This is a genomic window from Massilia mucilaginosa (assembly GCF_011682145.1).
Classification (GTDB): Bacteria; Pseudomonadota; Gammaproteobacteria; order Burkholderiales; family Burkholderiaceae_D; genus Telluria_A; species Telluria_A mucilaginosa.
Genome location: NZ_WHJH01000011.1, coordinates 108284 through 128077, shown reverse-complemented (window position 1 = coordinate 128077; position 19794 = coordinate 108284). Strand labels below are relative to the sequence as shown.

Sequence of the window (19794 nt, the reverse complement as noted above, 5' to 3'; positions counted from 1 at the left end):
TATCGCATTCTCCCGCATTCTCACCCCCTGCGCCGCGCGAGCGCATTTGCACCGGCGCGGGGTATTAACTATCATGCCATACCACCGCCAACCCAGTAGAATCCCCATGACAGCTTCGACCAGCCCGCAGAACGCCGCTTTCGGCCTCTGGCCTTCCCCGATCAGCGCCGCCATCGTGGCCGCCGGCGCCACCCCGCTGTCGCAGCCCCAGGCCGACGGCCAGGACGCTTACTGGCTGGCCGGACGCGCCAGCGAAGGCGGGCGCACCACCCTGCTGCGCCAGCGCGGCGCCGACCTGGTCGAACTGACCCCGGCTCCGTTCAATGTGCGCAGCCGCGTGCACGAATACGGCGGCGGTGCCTGCCTGGTGGCGGCCGGCACGGTGTACTTCTCGAATTTTTCCGACAATTGTATTTACACGATTGTTCCCGGCGCGGCCCCGCAGGCGCTGACCCTCCCGGGCAGCGCGCGCTACGCCGACTTTGCGCACGATGCGGCGCGCAATCGGCTGGTGGTGGTGCGCGAGGACCATGCGCAAGGCGGCAATGCATCCGATAATCAGCCGGTCAATACGCTGTGCGCCATCGGCGCCGACGGCGGCGAAACCATCCTGGCCCACGGCAGCGACTTTTACGCCGCCCCGCGCCTGTCGCCCGACGGCCGCTCGCTGGCCTGGCTGAGCTGGGACCATCCGCGCATGCCGTGGCAGGGCACCGAACTGTGGCTCGCACAAGTGAACCCGGACGGCTCGCTGGCCCCGGCCACGCTGGTCGCGGGCGGACCTGAAGAAGCGGTCTGCCAGCCCGAATGGTCGCCGGCCGGCGTGCTGCACTTTGTATCGGACCGCAGCGGCTGGTGGAATCTGTACCGCCTGGCCGACGGCAGCGTGCAGCCGCTGTGCGAACGCGCCGCCGAATTCGGCGCGCCGCACTGGACCTTCGCGGTGTCGATGTATGGTTTCGCCAGCGACGGCGACATTATCTGTACCTACATCGAACATGGCGTCTCCCGCCTGGCCCGGCTCTCGCCCGACAGCGGCAAGCTGGCCCCGATCGCCAATCCGTACGAAGAAATCCGCGAGTTGCGCGTGGGCGGCGGGGTGGCGCTGATCCTGGGCGGCTCGCCGCACATCCCGCTGGAGCTGGCGCGTTTCGAGCTGGCCAGCGCCACGCCGCACGTGCTGGCGCGCTCGATCACCGCGCTGCCGGCCGACGGCTACCTGTCGGTCCCCGAGAGCATTACCTACGCCAGCGGCGCCAGCGGCCAGCGCAGCGCGCACGCGTTCTACTACCCGCCCTGCAACGCCGATGTCACGCCCGATCCGGCGGCCAAACCGCCGCTGATGGTGATCAGTCACGGCGGCCCGACCGGCATGGCGACCAATACCCTCAAGCTGGCCACCCAGTACTGGACCAGCCGCGGGTTCGCGGTGCTGGACGTGAACTACGGCGGCAGCAGCGGCTTCGGACGCACCTACCGCGATGCGCTCAAGGGCCAGTGGGGCGTGGTCGATGTCGACGATTGCGTCGCCGGCGCGCGCTACCTGGCCACGCGCGGCGTGGTCGATCCGGAACGGCTGGTGATCCGCGGCGGCAGCGCCGGCGGCCTGACCACCCTGTGCGCCCTCACCTTCCACGATGTGTTCAAGGCCGGCGCCAGCTACTACGGCGTGTCGGACCTGAAGGGCCTGGACGACGACTCGCACAAGTTCGAATCGCACTACAACGAGTACCTGATCGCACCCAAGCCGGAGTCGGAAGCACTGTACCTGCTGCGTTCACCCATCAACCACGCCGACAAGCTGACGCGCCCGATGATCTTCTTCCAGGGCCTGGACGATAACGTCGTGCCGCCGCAGCAGTCGGAAGTGATGGTCACGGCACTGCGCGCGGCCGGCGTGCCGGTGGCCTACATGACCCTGGAAGGCGAAGGCCATGGCTTCCGCAAGGCCGACAGCATTGTGCGCACGCTCGAAGCGGAGCTGTATTTTTACCTGCGCATCTTCGGCCTGACCACGCCAGGCCAGGCGCCGGTGGTGGCGATCGATAATCTGCCCGGCGCTGCATGAACGAACAGGAAACAGCCACCATGCGCGAGCAGTTCACGCGCATGGACACGGTCGAGCAGCATATCGTCGCCATGCTGGCGATGGCGGGCGAACCGATGGGCCGCATCCGTCTCCAGGAGCACCTTGTCGCCGCCGGCATCGCGGTCGGCAACGAGCGCATGGTCGAGGCGATGGATGCGCTGCGCGGCGCCGGCATGGCGAGCGAGTTGCAGCAGCGCGGCTGGATCGTCACGCCCGAGATCACCTGGCTGGCGCTGAGCGCCGCGCTCGATGCCCGCACCTTCGGCCCGCTGGCGGCTGCCTACGACAACCTGACCCCGCTGCGCCGCAACTGGGAAGGCTTTGCGATCCTGCGCAGCTACCGCCAGGGCGTGGCGCTGCTGCGCATCGCGCTGGCCAGCGGCCAGGGTCCGGCCCAGGTGGCGCCGCTGCTGGCGGCCTGCATGAACTGCCACGAGGCGGGCTACCTGCATCCGCTGGTCGATATCTGCGCGCGCCCGTTCGAGCCGGCGCTGTTCGCGCGCATCCACCCGCTGCTGCGCGACGAGGTGCTGACGGTGCTGCTGGAGAACGCCCAGCGCGAACCGGCCAGCGCGGCGCAGCTGCGCATGTTCGCCGAACGCCACCTGGCGCAGGGCGCGCCGTCGATGGCGCTGCGCATCGTCATGGCCGAGCACCTGATCCTGTGCGGCCGGCTGGACGACGCGTCCAAGCTGCTGCACGACCTGGACCATTCGATGGCGCTGTTCTACCGCAGCGTCATTTTGCTGCTGCGCGATCACCACATGGAGGCGCTCACCGGGTTCGACCAGGCGCTCAAGGCGCTGCGGCGCGAGACCGGCAAGCGCAAGATGGCCTTTCCCGGCATCGGCGGCCACCTGTATGTGCTGGCGCTGCTGCGCAGTCCCGATCCGAAGCACGCCAAGGCGGCCGAAGCGTATCTGGACATCGTCACGCGCACCGCGCAGAACCACGACACGGCGGTCTACCAGCAACTGAACCTGCTGCGCCAGATCCGCAGCGGCACGGTCGATGCCGCCGTGCTGCCGACGCGCAGCTGGGAAAGCGCGCTGCAGCCGTTCATGTTCCGCGCGCTGCTGCATTACTGGCTCGCGCAGCCGCAGCTGGACGACAAGCGCGCCCAGCTCGAACAGATGATGACGCAGGCCTGCGCAGGCGGCTTCGACCTGGTGGCGGCGCAGCTGGGGGCCCTGCTCGGCCGCATCGGCGCGGTGTCGCGCGACCAGGAGGCGACCGCCCTGCGCCAGCGCCTGCGCTTTGCCGACATGAGCGTCTGGTTCGAGCGCGAGGAGCCGTGGGAACGCCAGCTCAATGCGCTGATCAACCTGCAACCGGCGCTCAACGTGGAAGTGGTCAAGGAAGCGCGCCTGGTATGGGGCCTGCGCTTCGATCCGCTGTACGGGGTGCAGGACATCGAAGCGCGCGAACAGAAGCGCGACGCCCAGGGCGGCTGGAGCCGCGGGCGCGCCATGGGCCTGAAACGCCTGTCGGAAGACGCGGCCAGCTTCGACTTCCTGACGTCGCAGGACCTGCACGTGGTGGCGACCCTGAATGCCTATAAATACTACAGCGGCGGCGGAGTGCGCTACGAATTCGACATGGACAAGGCGGTGGCCGCGCTGATCGGCCACCCGCTGCTGTTCTGGATCGATGCGCCCGGCACGCGCGTGGAACTGCTGCCGGGCGAGCCGGAACTGATGATCAAGGCGCGCGCTGGCAATGTGACCATCACCCTGCAGCCGCCCATCCTGGACAACACCGACGACGTGTGCGTCACGCGCGAAACCCCGACCCGGCTGCGGGTGGTGCGCATCAGCGACGAGCACCGCCGCATCGGCGCGATTGTCGGCAATGGCCTGGTGGTGCCGCTGCACGCGGAAAAGCAGGTGCTCAAGGCGATCGGCGCGATTTCGTCGATCGTCACGGTGCAGTCGGACATCGGCGGCAGCGCGGCCGACATCGCGCGGGTGGAGGCCGACAGCCGCCTGCATGTGCACCTGCTGCCCTACCAGCATGGGCTCAAGATGCAGGTGCTGGTGCGCCCCTTGCCGGACGCCGGCGCCTACTACCCGCCCGGTTCGGGCGCCGAGAGCGTGATCGCTGAAGTCGGCGGCGCGCGCGTGGAAGCGCGCCGCAACCTGAACGCCGAGCGCGAAGCCGAGCGTCAGCTGGTCGGCGCCTTGCACGTGCTGGAACAATCCGAATCGGACCACGGCGAATGGTTGCTGGCCAATCCGATCGAATGCCTGGAACTGCTGGCCGAATTGCAGGAACTCGATCCGGCCAGGGTGCTGCTGGCCTGGCCCGAGGGCGAACCGTTCCGGCTGGCCAAAAAAGCCGATTCAACATCGGTGCGCCTGTCGATCAAGCGCGACAAGGACTGGTTCGCGGCCAGCGGCGAGGTGCAGATCGACGAGAACCGCATCATGGACCTGCGCACCCTGCTCGATATGCTCAAGGAGAACGGCAGCCGCTTCGTGGCGCTGGGCGACAACCAGTTCATGGCCCTCACGTCCGAACTGCACCGGCGCCTGATGGAGCTGTCGGCCTTCGGCACGCCAAGCGCGGACGGGGTCAAGGTGCATGCGCTGGCCAGCTTCGCGCTGGAAGACCTGGCGCAGGATGCCGGCAGCGTCACGACCGACAAGGAATGGATCGCCCACCTGGCGCAGATGGAACGCAACACGGCCTTCGTGCCGCAGCTGCCGAGCACCTTGCAGGCGGAACTGCGCGACTACCAGGTCGACGGCTTCGAATGGCTGGCGCGCCTGGCCCACTGGGGCGTGGGCGCCTGCCTGGCCGACGACATGGGGCTCGGCAAGACCTTGCAGGCGCTGGCCCTGCTGCTCTCGCGCGCGCCGCACGGCCCGGCGCTGGTGATCGCACCGACCTCGGTGTGCATGAACTGGATCAGCGAGGCGGCGCGTTTTGCGCCGACCCTGAACGTGAAGCTGTTCGGCAAGGGCGAGCGCGCCGCCATGCTGGGCGAAGCCGGGCCGTTCGACCTGGTGATCGCCAGCTACGGCCTGCTGCAACTGGAAGCGCCGGCGTTTGCCAAGGTGCGCTGGAACAGCATCGTGCTCGATGAAGCGCAGGCGATCAAGAATACCGCAACCAAGCGCTCGCAGGCCGTGATGGCGCTGCAGGGCGAGTTCCGCATGGTGGCCACCGGCACCCCGCTGGAAAATCACCTGGGCGAGTTGTGGAACCTGTTCCGCTTCATCAATCCGGGCCTGCTCGGCACCAGCGACCAGTTCAACCTGCGCTTTGCGGGGCCGATCGAACGGGCGCAAGCTGCGACGAAGACGCCAACGCGCGCCGAAGCCGGGGCGCGTTGGCGCCTGCGGCGCTTGATCCAGCCGTTCATTTTGCGCCGCACCAAGGCGCAGGTGCTGGCCGAACTGCCGCCGCGCACCGAGATCGTGCTGCCGGTCGACTTGACGGAAGAAGAAACCGCGCTGTACGAATCGCTGCGGCGCGATGCGATCGCCAAGCTGGCCGCGCTGGAAGCGCCCGAGAGCCAGAAGTCGATCCAGATCCTGGCCGAGATGATGAAGCTGCGGCGCGCCTGCTGCAATCCGGCGCTGGTGGCGCCCGAATTGGGCCTGCAAAGCAGTAAACTCACCGTGTTCGCGCGCCTGCTCGACGACCTGCTCGACAACCGTCACAAGGTGCTGGTGTTCAGCCAGTTCGTCGATCACCTGACCCTGATCCGCAAGCATCTGGACGAACGCGGGATCAAGTATCAGTACCTGGATGGCTCGACCCCGATGCAGGAGCGTAAAAAGCGGGTCGATGCGTTCCAGGCCGGCGAGGGCGATGTGTTCCTCATTTCGCTCAAGGCGGGCGGGGTCGGGATCAACCTGACGGCGGCCGACTACGTGATCCATATGGACCCGTGGTGGAATCCGGCGGTGGAAGACCAGGCCTCGGACCGCGCCCACCGCATGGGGCAGCAGCGGCCGGTGACCATTTACCGGCTGGTGGCACGCCACACCATCGAGGAAGGCATCGTCGAGCTGCACAAGCACAAGCGCGACCTGGCCGACAGCCTGCTCGAAGGCAGCGATGTCGCGGCGCGCATGTCGCCGGGGGACATGCTGCGGATGCTGCAGGAGGGCTTGCGTTAGCGGTCGGTGTGGCGCCCTCCGCCATTCCGTGACATCATGCGTTTTTATCAAGCGGTAGCACATCCATGGAAGACGACAACGCATCGAGAAGCTCCCCCGACGCCCACGTGATCGGCGTGAAGTCATGGCTGGCCTACACCGGCGTCGTGATCCTCGCGGTCCTGCTGTTCGGCGTCGCCCTGCCGCTGACGTTCAGCTACGCCAACGAGATCGCCGCCGCCGTGCTCTTCGCGGTCTCGGCGATCGTGGTCGGCTACCGCTTCCTGCTGCTGCGCAGCATCCAGCTGTATTACGACGATGTCGGCGTGTGGCTCTACTCGGGCGTGCTGCCCTGGAAAAAAGGCATCAACGGCGTCAAATGGCGCGACATGGAAGACGCCAGCTTCACACCGAGCTTCTGGAGCTGGATCACGCGCTCGTACACCGTGCGCATCGGCCACCGTTTCACCAAGTCGAGCGAGATTGTCCTGCCCAATATCGCCAACGGCAAACACACGGTCGCCACCCTCAACGCGCGGCAGCAGGAAATGATCCGCGCCGGCACCATCGACTGATCCACACCCTCTTCAATTGGGACAAAAGTGCGCAAGCGGCGCGATTGATGCTAATCTGACGCCCCGCCGCATGCTTGCGGCCGCCCCTGTCCCTGTCACTACAAGGCCAAACACAATGTTGAAAACGAAAATTGCGCTGGCTGTTTTAATGACGTGCTTCGCGCTGGCGCCCGCAGGCGCTGCCAAGCCGAAAAAACAGTCCAAAGCACACAGCACCAAGACGGTGAAAGCCGCCAAACCAGGCAAGGCCGGCAAGCCGGCCAAGGCCGCGGCCATCGCCGCACCGGCCGCCGTGGCGGCCGCCGTGGTCGCCAGCGCGCCCGCCGCCGGCGCCGAACGCTCGCAGGACCGGCGCTTCAATACGGTCAGCATGCAGTTCCTCGGCGCGCTGTGGCGCATCGATCCGGAAAGCGCGATCTATTCCGGCAAATACGATGGCGCCGCCAACCTGACCATCCCGAGCGCGGCCACGCGCGCCGCGCAGCTGGCGTTCGCCGACGAGTGGCTGCAAAAACTGGCCAAGCTCGATACGCGCCAGTTGTCGGTCAAGCAGCGCACCGATCACGTCCTGCTGGTCAACAAGCTCAATGCCGACCGCTTCTACCTGACCACCCTGCGCGAGTTCGAATGGAATCCGGCGCTGTATAACATCGCCGGGCCGATCGACCTGATCATGGGTTCCGAATACGCGGCCAAGCCGCAGCGCCTGCGCACCCTGCTCAAGCGCCTGGCCAATGTGCCGGCCTACTACCAGGCGGCGCAGGCGAGCATCGTCAACCCGACCCACGAACACACGCAACTGGCCTTGCAGCAGGCGCCCGGCACCATGACGGTGCTGGCGGACCTGGGCAAGGCGGCGCAGGAATCGATCCTGAACCAGGCCGAAAAAGACCTGTTCGCGCGCCGCATCGCGGCCGCCGGCGACGCCCTGATCGGCTACGTCAACTTCCTCACCGATCTCGATAAGACGCAGCAGGCCAACAAGTCGGCGCGCTCGTTCCGGATCGGCAAAGCGCTGTACGAACAGAAGTTCGGGCATGACATCCAGGCCGGCGTGAGCGCGGAGCAGATGTACCAGAAGGCGTTGAACGCGCGCGAGCAGCTGCTTACGCGCATGGACACGCTGTCCGACGAGCTGTGGACCAAGACCATGGGCGGCGCCGCCAAGCCGGCCGACCGCACCAAAAAAATCGGCATGGTGATCGACAAGCTGTCGGCCAAGCACGTCTCGCGCGAGGAGTTCTTCCCGGAGATCCGGCGCCAGATTCCGCTGCTGCAGGACTGGGTGGTGAAAAACAACCTGCTCACGCTCGATCCGAAAAAACCGCTGGTGGTGCGCGAAACGCCGCTGTACCAGCGCGGCGTGGCCGGCGCCAGCATCGATGCGCCCGGACCGTATCGGCCGCAGGACCGCACCTTCTACAACGTGACCCCGCTCGACGGCCTCTCGCCCGAGCAGGCCGAGAGCACCCTGCGCGAGTACAACCACTGGATCCTGCAGATCCTGAACATCCACGAAGCCATTCCGGGCCACTACGCGCAGCTGGTGTATGCGAACAAGTCGCCGTCGCTGATCAAGTCGCTGTTCGGTAATGGCGCCATGATCGAAGGCTGGGCGGTGTACGGCGAACGCATGATGCTCGAATCGGGCTATGGCGACAATACGCCGGAAATGTGGCTGATGTACTCGAAGTGGAACCTGCGCGTGGTCACCAACACGATCCTCGACTACAGCGTGCACGTGCTGGGCATGAGCGAAGCCGATGCGATGGACATGCTCACGCGCCAGGCCTTCCAGACGCGCAGCGAGGCGAGCGAGAAGTGGCATCGCGCCAAAGTCAGTTCGGTGCAGTTGACCAGCTACTTCAGCGGCTACAGCGAAATCATGGACCTGCGCGAGCAGCGCAAGCAGGCGCTCGGCGGGCGCTTCGACCTGAAGCAGTTCCACGAGCAGTTCCTCGGCTATGGCAGCGCGCCGGTGAAGATGATCAAAGAGCTGATGCAATAAGGAGAGCGCGATGCGCATGGTAATCGGTGTGATTCTTGCGGCGCTTGCGTTGTATGTCGTCGCCTGCGTCGGCCTGTTCCTGGCGCAGCGCTCGTTGATCTACTTCCCGCAGCCGCGCCGTTTCGGCACGCCCGACACGGTCGTCAAGCTGCCCGTGAATGGCGCCGTGCTGGAGGTGTCGGTACGGCCCGAGACCGGGCCGCGCGCCGTCATCTACCTCGGCGGGAACGCCGAAGATGTCTCGGCCAGCCTGCCCTTCCTCGGCCAGACCTTTCCCGGCCAGGCGCTGTACCTGCTGCATTACCGCGGTTACGGCGGCAGCAGCGGCAAACCGACCGAGGCGGCGCTGTTCGCCGATGCGCTGGCCCTGTTCGACATGGTGCAGGCGCGCCATCCGCAGGTGACCGTGATCGGGCGCAGTCTCGGTAGTGGCGTGGCGGTGCATGTGGCCAGCACGCGCCCGGTGTCGCGGCTGGTGCTGGTGACGCCCTACGACAGCATCGTCGGCATCGCCGGGATGCAGTTTCCGTGGTTTCCGGTGACGCTGCTGTTGAGGGATAAGTTCGAGTCGGGCGTGTACGCCGCCAGGGTCAATGCCCCGACCACCATCATCGTCGCGGGGAACGACGACATGATCCCGCGCGCCAGTTCCGAACTGCTGATGACGCGCTTCAAACCCGGCGTGGCGCACTATATCAATGTGCCGGACACCGGGCACAACACGGTGTCGGACAGTGCGCTGTACGGGCCGGGGCTGGCGGGTGAGGCGGTGCCGCACGCCGCGCTGAAGGCGAACTAGGCAGTCCCCACCGCTATTTGCAGAGATCCGACACGCGCGTCCAGCGCTCGCGCACCACCGGCGAGGCGAATTGATTCGCCATGTTACCCTTGAATTTCATGGTGGTGTCGATCTCCCATGTCTTGTCATCGATCCGTTTCACCGTGCGGGTACTCTGGATCGTCGGGCAATTCGACACATAGGACAAGGTGTTCGGATCGACTGTCTTGATGGTATGGTCGGGACAGGATGCCTTGATCGCCGCCTGCGCGGCGGGGGTGCCGGCGTGCAGGCACTGGGTATGCGGTTTCTTGCCTTTTTCCGCGAAATCACGCGCCGCTCCGCCGGAACGCAAGCGGTTCGATCCGTCTCCGCTGGCGCCGTCTATCTTGCCTTCTATCACAACTGGCGCGCCCTTCTCCTGGATGATGTCGGCACGGCCCTCCCAGTCGACTTGGTACAGTCCCGGCGGCTGCACGGCGCGATGGTGTTTTGGCGGCTCGGCCGCCATGCAGTGCAGGGATTGTAGCGAGACAACAGCAAACAGCCATATCGACGATACGTGTTTCATGGATTCTTTCAGGTTGGTCCGGTCGGGCTTGAGGCAAGGGCCATCGGCTGCTGAACAGAATGATACGAATGACCACATTAGTCAATTCTGCCGGCAGCGCCAGTGTTCCGTCCAAAGTCGATCTGATCACCCTGCGCGCACCGGCACACGCCATGAAGATCGAGGGCCCGGGCGTGGTTCGCACCATCAAGAATGGCCAGGCGCAATGGTGCATGGATTTCGGCGGCGGCAACTCGACCTGCGTGCATGACGACGGTCCGATCGCGGCCCAAGGTCCGATCAGCGCCGGCATGCATGCAACAGGGAACAAGATGTACACATTGTTGCCGAGTGGTAGCATTTATGGTGTGGATGAGGCTTACACCAAGCGCTAACACATCAGGCAGTGCGTGTCCTGGGCATTGCCTGGCAATGCCGGCTGGCGACAGGCCGATGACGCCCATCAGGACCGCCGCCTCAGCCAATGCGCCGCTATTTGCCCTGTTCGCCGTCCGGGAATCGTGGTGTCGGATCGGGCAGCATCTTCAGGCACGCCGGAGAGGGACGCTCGCTCACGCACGCGTCCCATTGCGTATCCCAGTATTGGCTGGTTGCGACTGCGCAGCCAATGCCGGGCCGTTGATTGCATGCGTCACTCGTCGCCTTGAATACCTTGTCGCTCCATTCGTTGGATGCGAAAAAAGCGCGTTTCAGATCCACCTCCTTGCTGGAAAAGACAGTGGGATCGATACTGCCGACGGGTCCGGCCCACATCTTTCCGCCATCGGACGACACAAACAAGAGGAATTTTTCGAAATTGAGCGGGTCGGTGATCTCCAGCTGATATTGGCTCCCCACAACCCGGAAGCGCGATCTGTAGTAACCAAACTCCTGAAAAGCGGCATGAATTTGCTGGTTGCCGCCGGCCTTTTCAAGCGCATTGGGATGGATGTTGTCGCTGAAGGAATGGCCGCCGTCGCGGCTGACCACCAGCACCGAGCCCCCGCGCTTGCCATTCGCCGCCATGAAACGAAATGTGGCTCTATCGGTCAGCGCGTGGAGCGTATTTCCGCTCATGGCGTAATTGACGCAATCCGGATCATCGTCGTTGAATGACATCAGGGTCGTGGCGACATTCTTGCCGTGGTATTTCACCTGAAACGCGGCAGCGAAGGCGTCACGGATTCTGCCGCTGTGAGACACATCGTGCTTGCCGAGCTTGGGCGCGTCGGCAGTCAATACAAATTCCGAGCCGTCCGCTAAAGAACATGTCCACAATCGCCCGTCGGGCGAGCGATTTTCGTTCACGCTGTCGGCAAGCCGGATTTCAGTCTTGTCCATCTCGCACGCCGCCAGGGAAATCAAACAGGCGGTTACGAACGTTGCCAACACAGCTTTTTTCACACGGGTCCCGGTTTTGCGTTATCCACAGATCGCAATGATCTGATCGAGAGAGTCGCACCCCATTGCGAATGGTTGGCGCGACAAGGACCGCCAACACGGTCATGCCCCAAACTGATAGGGCGCAAGCAGTCCCGCTTTTGCTTCCTGAGCAGACAGCAAGGTGTCTTTGATGAACTGCAACGGCAGAGTATGCAGCTGTCTGCAAGCTTTTACAACCGCCTTGACCACAGGGTTGATCGAGTACCGGACTGGCCTGCCAACAATGACTGTGGTATTTCGCGCGCATCTCCTCAATGTTGACTAGAGGCAAGTTACTTGTCTTCTTGCATCGTTACAATGTGTGAAGTTCTGTTCAACTTCACGCAAAGGACACGCCATGACGCCAGGCCCAAACCCTGCCCTGCTCATCGCCCTGACAGCAATGGCCCTGGCCGGCTGCGCCAGCCGGCCGCCGCCGGCCGCCGCGCCGCCTGCCAGCATCAAACCGCCTAACAGCCAGCTCGAGCATTGCCCGCGCGCCCTGGGCACCCTGAGCTTCGGCGCGCCGGACCGGCCCGGCACGGACGCCGAACTGTCCGGCAGCCTGCCGCTGCTGCGCCTGATGGTGCGGGCATCGAACTGCTTCGCCCTGGCTGACGCCCGTTCCGCGCACAGTGAGCGCATACTCACCCCCTCCGACTACACCGCCACGTCCTCGCTCAGCTTCGGCGACGATGGCGCCGTCGGGCGCCTCGGCTCCCTGCACGATATCGCGCTGCAGCCGTCCACCCTGCTCACGCTGACCGACAACCGCTCGGGCGCCGCGCTGGCCGTGGCGCAGGGCAGCGCCAGCCACTGGCGTTTCGGCGCGGCGGGCGGCTTTTTCAATGGGGGCTTTGCGGGGGCCGACGGCTACACCCGCACGCCTCAGGGCAAGGTATTGGTGGCCGCCATGGTCGATTCATATAATCAGGTGGTGCGCTCGCTCAGGCGCCATGCGGCCCTGGCCGGTAGCGCCGGACTCAGGCCGGCGCAGGTGGCGCGCCATGATCCGCCACGTTCTCGATAAGCATCAGCAAGTCGGTCACGCCGAGGTCGACGCCAGCCTGCGACAGCAAGGTGCTCGCTTGCCCGCGATGATGGGTCTGGTGATTGAAAAAGTGCAGCAGCAGGTCGCCGAAGCGCTTTTGCGAGCGAATCCCTTTGGTGCTGGCGTAATGCAACACATGGTCGAGATCGGCCTCGGCGAGCTGCGCGGTCCAGGTGGCGATCACCTGGTCCAGCATGCGCCGGTGCGCGCCCAGCACGGCCAGGTCGGCGCTGTGGATGGCGTCCAGCCCGCCTGGGGCGGGCAGCGCCAGCACCGGAGCGAGCGCGTCAAACCGGGCCGGATGGGTGGCGAAGCGCCGCAGCCAGATGGTGTCTCCCGCGACCAGGTGGTTTAGCGTGCCGAGCAGCGAGCCGAAGAAAGCGCCGCGCTCGGCCGCCAGTTCGTGCGCGGGCAGCGTGGCGGCGGCGTCATACAGTTTCTGGTTCATCCAGCTGTTGTAGCCGGCCATCAGGCGCAGGTGGGCCAGTTCAGACACGGTGGCCCCGCGCGCGCAGGTGTTGCAGCACGGCGCCGTGTCCGCTGAGCAGCACCGACAGGCGAATCACGCTGCCGCTGCGAAATTTGAGCACGTACATGCCGCACGACGAACGGTAGCGCACGCTGCGCAAGTCATGCCACGCCTCGTTGCGCCTGCCGCCCCATGGCGTGATGAAGATGATACCGCCATCGTCCACCTTGCCGCGCGTCATGATGCCTTCGCACAGGCAGTAGACTCCGCCGATGGCCAGCACCAGCGCCAGCGCGACCAGCGCCGTGTAACTGTCGTGCTCGCGCGACAGCGCCACCCAGACCAGCACGGCCACCCCCAGCAATTGCAGGATGCCAAGCCGCTCCAGGAAGGGCGCGAACGCCAGCGTGCCGTCGCCGGCGCCGGTGCGCAGGCGCGCGCTGATCCAGCGCACGGCAAACCAGGCGGCAAAGGCACCAAACAGACCTGCGGCAAGCACCGACACTATCACTCCCAATCAATCAAGCAATCAACGCAGCGGACGGCTGCGCGGCTTGTCATTGTGCCTCACATCGGGCGCGCCCGCTGTATGCCCCTGTGCAATTACGCACAAGCATCGTGCCGGGACGCTCCGTCCGGGCACGCAATTTTCCGATACCCCTCCGGTAGAATTATTTCCAGCTGTTACTTCCCGTGAACCGTCCCGAAGGCTGGCCGCCAAGCGCGGTATCCCTGACGCCCCCACCGAGCTCTTCCCTGCAAGCACCCGCAGCCTTCCCGTATTTTCAATACAGAAAAATGGAGACATCATGGAAATCAAGCACTCTCTCGGCCGCTGCGCGGCCTCCTTACTGCTGTGCCTGCCAGCAGGCGCGCTGGCGCAAGTCCAGGCCGGCCCCGGCGCCTGGAGCGGCAACCAGACCTGGGGCGCGGACAGCGTCAACGGCGGCAACCTGAGCGGCTACTTTTACTGGCCCGCGAGTCAGCCCGTGCTGGGCGGCAAGCGCGCCCTGGTGATGGTGCTGCATGGCTGCCAGCAAACGGCGGCCGGCGACGTCATCGATTCCGGCGCGGACAAGGGCTTCAACTGGAAAGCCGTGGCCGACCAGTACGGCGCCGTGATCCTGGCGCCGAATGCCACCGGCAATATCTCCGGCAGCCATTGCTGGGATTACAGCCTCACCAACCACAACCGCGCCAGCGGCCACGATGGCGTGCTGCTGAACCTGGTCAGCCGTTTCCTGGCCGATGCGCGCTATGCGATCGATCCGAACCAGGTGTATGTGACCGGCCTGTCCTCGGGCGGCGGCCAGACCATGGTGCTGGGCTGCCTGGCGCCGGATGTGTTTGCCGGCATCGGCATCAACGCGGGGCCACCGCCGGGCACCACCATCATGCAGATCGGCAGCGTGCCTTCCGGGTTCAATGCCAACACGGCAGCCAACAAGTGCAGCACCATGGCTGGCGCCCAGCAAGGCAAGTTCGCCACCCAGATCGCCAGCGTGATCTGGGGCACCAGCGATTACACGGTGGCGCCCGCCTACGGGCCGATCGATGCGGCGGCCATGCGCATCGCCTACGGCGGCGTGTTCAGCAAGGGCGCAACGGCAACAGTTCCTGGCGGCGGCAGCAACACGCCCTACACCGACAGCAACGGCAAGCTGCGCACCTCGGAAATCGCGGTGACCGGCATGGGCCACGCGTGGCCGGCCGGACCGGGCGGGCAGAACGCTCACTTCGTCGACGCCACCAAGGTCAATTATCCTGCCTTCGTGATGGATTTCTGGTTCAGGAACAATCTGCGCGCGAGTGTCATCGCGGCGCCGGTGATGATGGCCTGCGCGGCCAGCGTGGCGGGCAACGCCGCCACCATCAGCGGCGCGGGCGTGGATGCGGCCGGCGCCATCGGCAGCTACCGCGTGGTGCTCTCCGGCGCCACGCCGGTCAATGACGCGCAAGCCGGCAGCGGCGCCGGTTTCAGCATCGCCTACGCGCTGGCCAACGGCTACTACAGCGGCACTGTCACGGCCACCAGCGCCGCCACCGGCCAGACCTCGGCGCCCTGCACCCTGCCTCAGTTCCTGGTGGGACCGGTGCCGGCCGTGCAGCCGCCGGCCGGCTTGAAGGCCGGGACCGCCAGCGCCAGCAGCATCGCCCTGTCATGGAGCGCGGCCAGCGGGGCCAGCGGCTACAACGTCTACCGCAACGGCACCAAGGTCACGCCGGCGCCGCTCGCGGGCACGGGGTACACCGATACCGGCCTGGCGCCGTCCACCGCCTACACCTACCAGGCCTCGTCGGTGGCGGGCGCGCTGGAAAGCGGGCTGTCGGCCGGCGTGAGCGCCAGCACCACCAGCGGCTTTACCTGCAGCACGGTCACGGCCAGCAACTTTGCCCACGTGCAGGCCGGTCGCGCGCATGACAGCGGCGGCTATGCGCTGGCCAACGGGTCGAACCAGAACATGGGGCTGGACAATCTGTTCTACATCCAGACCCTGGCGCAGACCTCACCCGGGCATTACGTGCTTGGGAACTGTCCGTAGTTCATTCTTGCGGCGCCGGGTTCTTGCCTTCGACCAGCACGTAGGTCTTGCCGTTGTAGGCGTAGCGTGCCGATCCGTTCAGGCTGGTGATGTCCGAGGCCAGCACCGGGCCTTCCTGGCCCTTGCGGCGCGCTTCCTTCTTGCCGTCGTCCTGGCCGACGAAGGTGAGGACCAGGTCGTTGTAGTCGGCTTGTGCGGCGGGCAGGGCGAAGCGCCAGCCCGCCACGATATCGGAACAGATGTTTTCCTCCTCGGGAACGCAGCCGGACGTGGAGAAGAAGATGGTGATGCCGTCGCCGGTGAGCGAACGGACCGGATCGGCAGTCAGGTCGAACAGGGACAGCCGGCGATGGGCATAATCCATCATGGCGAAGCCATGCAGCATGGCCAGCCCCGGTTTGCCGGGAGCGAGCTGCATGAACCTGGCCCTGCCGATGCTCTCCCAGCTGCCCATGCGCGCAATATTGGTATGGTGCTTGAGCAGCGCCCAGCGTCCCTCGGTCTTGCGCAGGATGAAGATGTTCAGCAGCCCGCCTTCGGTGCGAACGCGGCCGTCGTCCGGCCCGCGGTCGCCGCGCAAGGCGTTGGCGACCAGCGCCGCGTCGCCATTGGGCAGGAAGGTGTGCGCCACCGGTTCGATGGTGTACACCTGCATTCCAGGCTCTTCCGGCACGCTCAGCTGCATGGTGGCGTCGTTGCGCACGGGATTGAACTTGCCGCCGAAGATGGATTGCATCAGCACGACCCGCTCGCGCATTCCGGCGGCCTGGGCTTCCAGTTGTTCCGGCGTGGGCGCCGGCGGCGCGGGCACGGCCTCGCTGGCAGGGGGCGCGGTCACCGCTGCCGTAGCGGAAGCGCTCGCCGCCACGGCCGGCGCGGCTGGGGTGGCGGCAGGCCGCTGCTCGCGGCAGGCGCACAGGAGCGCGCACAGGAACAGCCTGGTTAGCAAAGCGGATGTGGGCATCATGCGTGTGGTTCCTTGTTGGCGCCCTCGACCAGCGTGTAGGCGCTGCCGTTCCAGGCGTAGCGCGCCGTGCCGCCGAGCTTGCGGGTTGCGGCGGTCTGGTATTCGCCCCCGTCCGGCCCAGGCGTCTTGCGGCGCTGTTTAATGTCTTCTTCACCCTTGAGCGTCACTACCAGGTCGTTGTAGGCCGCTGCGCCTGCCGCGGGCGCGAAGTGCCAGCCGCCCGCGATGTTGAAACAGGTGGCCGGCCCCGAGGGATTGCAGCCGGCGCGGTTGCCCGATGCAATATGGATCGGCTGGCCCGCCAGGTCGCGCAGGGTGGCGGCGCCCAGGTCGAACGGCGACAGCAGGGTGCGCTCCTCGCCTTGCGAATTGAATCCAACCAGCATCGCCAGCCCCGGCTTACCGGGCGCCAGGTTGACGAACACCGCCTTGTTCATCCACAGGTCGTTCGCCAGCGCGATGACGTTGGCATGGTGCCGCAGCTGCGTCCATGCGCCATCGACCTTGCGCAGGATGAACACGTTGAGCAGGCCGGCGTCGAGACGATGGGCGCTTGCGTGGCCTTGTTCGTCCGTTTGCCCGCCGACACCGACCAGCACGGCGTCCCCGTCCGGCAAAAACGTGTGGGCGATCGCAAGCAGCGCGTAGCGGCGCGTGCCGGGACGGCCCGGTTCGGCGGCCTCGATGGTCGCCTGCGACGTCTGCGGCTGATACGCCTGGCCGAAGAGGGCCTGCATCAGGACCAGGCGCTCTTTTCGCAAGGCCGCCTCGGCTGCACGCTGCGCGGGCGTGGGCGGATCGGGCGGCATGTCGATATCGCGGCCGTCCCCGGCACCGGCTGCGCTGGCGCTGGCAGGCGGCGCGGCGGCAGCTGGCGGCGTGGCCGTCTTGTGCTCGCTGCAAGACGCCAGCAGCACGCCGAAAAGAATACCAGGAAACAAAATGGCTGAACGCATCGGATCGCAAACGGGGATGAAAACAACCCATCTTACCTTACCGGTTGCCAAGCTATTTCAGGCCGGAAGCCTTGCCCGCAGCTTGTTTGGCGCAAGGCGAGCAGGCAGCCGATTCCGACCCGGGACGATTGATGCACCTCATACGCGCGCGCGCCGCAACTCCTAGGCTGGACGTATCGGCAGCGGCATTTCCGCGGCCGGCATGGCGCACGCCGCCGTGCCAGATCCACATGTCCGCAGGAGGACCCATGAGGCGAATGATTTCCGCAACCATATTGCTGGCCGTCATGGCCATGCTGGGCGCCTGCGGCGGCGACGACGATACCCCGGCGCCCGCACCGGCGCAGGCGGCGCCGCCAGTGGCTGCCGTCCCGGCTTCCGGGCCTGCCCGGGCCGTGCCAGCGCCGCCGCTGCGCGCCGCGCCGGCGCTGGCGCCGCCAGAGGCACCGCTACCGAACGACGTCATGCAGCTGCGCCAGGAAGTGGCCCTTCTGCGGCGTGAAGTGGCCGAGCTGCGCATGATACTCACGCGCGCGTCGCCCGCGCCGCCCGCAGCGCAGCCGGCCGCCACGCTGGCGACCCCGGTGACGCCCGAAACGCCGGGGGTGGCCCCGGCCGAGACCATGTTTCGCGCGGAACCGGTGGACCATGCGTGGAGCAGCCAGGCGTCAGCGGCGGTGCGCACGGCGCTGGCGCGTGCCAACGCCGGGCTTGAACCGCAGGTCAGGGTGCTTGAATGCCGCACCAAAACCTGCCGGGTCGAGGTCAACCCGGCCAGTGCCGACCTGCTCGAAAGCGCAATGCCGGCCGTGCTGGCCAATCTGGGGGAAACGCTGCCGAACATGAGGGCAACGCAAGTAGGAAGCGGTGATGACAGCGAGTCGACGGTGGTGTACCTGACGCGCTAGCGGCCGGGAAAGGCGAGCACCGCCGCAGGGAACAGAAACCGCGGCAGCTGCGGCGTCTTTACGCCGCTTCTTCCGGCGCCTGGGTGGCGCGCACGAAGGCCGGCGCGATCAAGAGGCCGAGTTCGAACAGGATCCACATCGGCAAGGCCAGCGCAAACTGGCTGACGATGTCCGGCGGCGTGACGATGGCGGCGATCACGAATGCGCCCACGATCACGTAGGGACGGATTTCCTTGAGCTTGGCCACGCTGACGATCCCCATGCGCACCAGAATCACCACCACCACCGGCACCTCGAAGGTGGCGCCGAAGGCCAGGCACATGGACATGACGAAATCGAGATAGTTCTCGATGTCGGGCGTGACCGCGATCGAGGTCGGCGAAAAGTCGGAAATGAACTTGAACACGCGCCCGAACACGAAGAAGTAGCAGAACGCCACGCCGCTCATGAACAGGAACGAGGACGACACCACCAGCGGCAGCACCAGGCGTTTTTCGTGCTGGTACAGGCCGGGCGCGATGAAGGCCCACATCTGGTAGAACACCCACGGCAGCGCCAGGATAATCGACAGCACCAGGGTCACTTTCATCGGCACCAGGAACGGCGAGATGACGCCGGTGGCGATCATCTTCGAGCCGACCGGCAGCGAAGCGATCATCGGCTGGGCGATGATGTCGTAAATCCGGGCCGGTCCAGGCCACATCATCAGCGCGGCGCACACGATGGCGATGCCGATGGTGGCCTTGACCAGGCGGTCGCGCAATTCGACCAGATGAGAGATAAAGGTCTCTTCGCCCGCTGCTTTATCTGTCATTGAGGATTCAAGGAGGTAGGTGGAAGAACCGGTTTAGAAGAAGGACGAGGTGGACGACGAGCGCGGGCGGAATTTTTTCACGCGCGCGGCGCCCGACATGATGTGGGCCTTGCCGCCGTGGCGCTGCTTGTACCAGCCAGGGACGGCCGAATTGCGCACCAGCTTCTTGCGGCGGAAGTCGCGCGCCTTGCGCTCCAGGTCGCTCATGGTGGCGCTGGGCGCGTTTGAGGAGGGCAGGTCGCGCCAGGCGGCATCGACATCGTCGATGTTCTGGGCGATGGTGTTTTCGACACTGTCCTTGATCGACTGGGCTGTTTCCTGCACTTCCTTTTGCAGGTTGCGCAGTTCATCGAGCTCGATCTCGCGGCTCACCTCGGACTTGACATCATGCAGGTAGCGCTGGGCGCGTCCATACAGGGTGCCCGCCATGCGCGCCACCTTGGGCAGCTTTTCAGGGCCGATGACAATAAGTGCAACCACGCCGATGATGGCGAGTTTAGAGAGTCCAAGATCGATCATGGCGTCTGGAAGTGTCGGACAAGGCGCGTGCCGGGG

17 protein-coding genes are annotated in these 19794 nt (G+C 65.8%); 9 read left to right on the top strand and 8 right to left on the bottom strand.

What is annotated here, in order from left to right; translation table 11 throughout:
* Nucleotides 1-106 precede the first annotated feature (106 nt).
* From F2P45_RS12365 to F2P45_RS12345, 5 genes are all read left to right on the top strand, one after another.
* Nucleotides 107-2068: a dipeptidyl-peptidase 5 gene (locus F2P45_RS12365; RefSeq protein ID WP_166874913.1), complete on the top strand. Its 1962-nt coding sequence runs from the start codon at nucleotides 107-109 to the stop codon at nucleotides 2066-2068.
* Nucleotides 2065-6219, top strand: coding sequence for a DEAD/DEAH box helicase (locus tag F2P45_RS12360; RefSeq protein ID WP_166874911.1), 4155 nt, complete (start codon nucleotides 2065-2067; stop codon nucleotides 6217-6219). The genes F2P45_RS12365 and F2P45_RS12360 overlap by 4 nt, the downstream gene beginning before the upstream one ends.
* Nucleotides 6220-6284: 65 nt before the next feature.
* Nucleotides 6285-6773, top strand: coding sequence for a hypothetical protein (locus tag F2P45_RS12355; protein ID WP_166874908.1), 489 nt, complete (start codon nucleotides 6285-6287; stop codon nucleotides 6771-6773).
* A gap of 115 nt (nucleotides 6774-6888) precedes the next feature.
* Entirely contained in the window at nucleotides 6889-8781 is a 1893-nt protein-coding gene (locus tag F2P45_RS12350) for a DUF885 domain-containing protein (protein ID WP_166874905.1), read from the top strand.
* A 10-nt stretch (nucleotides 8782-8791) separates the two neighbouring features.
* Complete coding sequence (locus F2P45_RS12345) at nucleotides 8792-9580, top strand: alpha/beta hydrolase (protein ID WP_166874902.1); 789 nt, start codon at nucleotides 8792-8794, stop codon at nucleotides 9578-9580.
* Between the two features lie 13 nt (nucleotides 9581-9593).
* Here the strand turns inward: F2P45_RS12345 and F2P45_RS12340 are convergent, their stop codons facing one another.
* Nucleotides 9594-10130, bottom strand: a complete 537-nt coding sequence (locus tag F2P45_RS12340) for a hypothetical protein (protein ID WP_166874899.1) — start codon at nucleotides 10128-10130, stop codon at nucleotides 9594-9596.
* A gap of 68 nt (nucleotides 10131-10198) precedes the next feature.
* Between F2P45_RS12340 and F2P45_RS12335 the strand changes: the two genes are divergently transcribed.
* Complete coding sequence (locus F2P45_RS12335) at nucleotides 10199-10504, top strand: hypothetical protein (RefSeq protein ID WP_166874896.1); 306 nt, start codon at nucleotides 10199-10201, stop codon at nucleotides 10502-10504.
* A gap of 97 nt (nucleotides 10505-10601) precedes the next feature.
* On the opposite strand, the gene F2P45_RS12330 is transcribed toward F2P45_RS12335, so the two are convergent.
* Nucleotides 10602-11513, bottom strand: a complete 912-nt coding sequence (locus F2P45_RS12330; RefSeq protein WP_166874893.1) for a hypothetical protein — start codon at nucleotides 11511-11513, stop codon at nucleotides 10602-10604.
* A gap of 376 nt (nucleotides 11514-11889) precedes the next feature.
* On the opposite strand from F2P45_RS12330, the gene F2P45_RS12325 reads away from it, so the two are divergent.
* Nucleotides 11890-12561: a hypothetical protein gene (locus tag F2P45_RS12325; RefSeq protein ID WP_166874891.1), complete on the top strand. Its 672-nt coding sequence runs from the start codon at nucleotides 11890-11892 to the stop codon at nucleotides 12559-12561.
* Here F2P45_RS12325 and F2P45_RS12320 read toward each other — a convergent pair.
* Together F2P45_RS12320 and F2P45_RS12315 are read right to left on the bottom strand one after the other, a co-directional pair.
* A complete protein-coding gene (locus F2P45_RS12320; RefSeq protein ID WP_188130140.1) occupies nucleotides 12515-13051 on the bottom strand; it encodes a DinB family protein in 537 nt (178 codons plus the stop codon). The genes F2P45_RS12325 and F2P45_RS12320 overlap by 47 nt on opposite strands.
* 19 nt (nucleotides 13052-13070) lie before the next feature.
* Nucleotides 13071-13556, bottom strand: a complete 486-nt coding sequence (locus F2P45_RS12315) for a hypothetical protein (protein ID WP_166874885.1) — start codon at nucleotides 13554-13556, stop codon at nucleotides 13071-13073.
* A 304-nt stretch (nucleotides 13557-13860) separates the two neighbouring features.
* Here F2P45_RS12315 and F2P45_RS12310 point away from each other — a divergent pair, with 304 nt between their 5' ends.
* Nucleotides 13861-15594: an extracellular catalytic domain type 1 short-chain-length polyhydroxyalkanoate depolymerase gene (locus F2P45_RS12310; protein WP_166874882.1), complete on the top strand. Its 1734-nt coding sequence runs from the start codon at nucleotides 13861-13863 to the stop codon at nucleotides 15592-15594.
* Nucleotide 15595: 1 nt separating this feature from the next.
* Here F2P45_RS12310 and F2P45_RS12305 read toward each other — a convergent pair whose 3' ends face one another.
* Both F2P45_RS12305 and F2P45_RS12300 read right to left on the bottom strand, forming a co-directional pair.
* A complete protein-coding gene (locus F2P45_RS12305; protein WP_166874879.1) occupies nucleotides 15596-16561 on the bottom strand; it encodes a hypothetical protein in 966 nt (321 codons plus the stop codon).
* On the bottom strand, nucleotides 16558-17517 hold the full coding sequence (locus tag F2P45_RS12300) for a hypothetical protein (protein ID WP_166874876.1): 960 nt from the start codon (nucleotides 17515-17517) through the stop codon (nucleotides 16558-16560). The genes F2P45_RS12305 and F2P45_RS12300 overlap by 4 nt, the downstream gene beginning before the upstream one ends.
* A 248-nt stretch (nucleotides 17518-17765) precedes the next feature.
* Here F2P45_RS12300 and F2P45_RS12295 point away from each other — a divergent pair, with 248 nt between their 5' ends.
* Nucleotides 17766-18425, top strand: a complete 660-nt coding sequence (locus F2P45_RS12295; protein ID WP_166874873.1) for a hypothetical protein — start codon at nucleotides 17766-17768, stop codon at nucleotides 18423-18425.
* A 58-nt stretch (nucleotides 18426-18483) separates the two neighbouring features.
* Here F2P45_RS12295 and tatC read toward each other — a convergent pair whose 3' ends face one another.
* Entirely contained in the window at nucleotides 18484-19239 is a 756-nt protein-coding gene (tatC, locus tag F2P45_RS12290; RefSeq protein ID WP_166874870.1) for a twin-arginine translocase subunit TatC, read from the bottom strand.
* Nucleotides 19240-19272: 33 nt separating this feature from the next.
* The gene (tatB, locus tag F2P45_RS12285; RefSeq protein WP_166874867.1) at nucleotides 19273-19758 is read right to left on the bottom strand and encodes a Sec-independent protein translocase protein TatB; all 486 of its coding nucleotides are present in this window, start codon (nucleotides 19756-19758) and stop codon (nucleotides 19273-19275) included.
* Nucleotides 19759-19794: the final 36 nt, after the last annotated feature.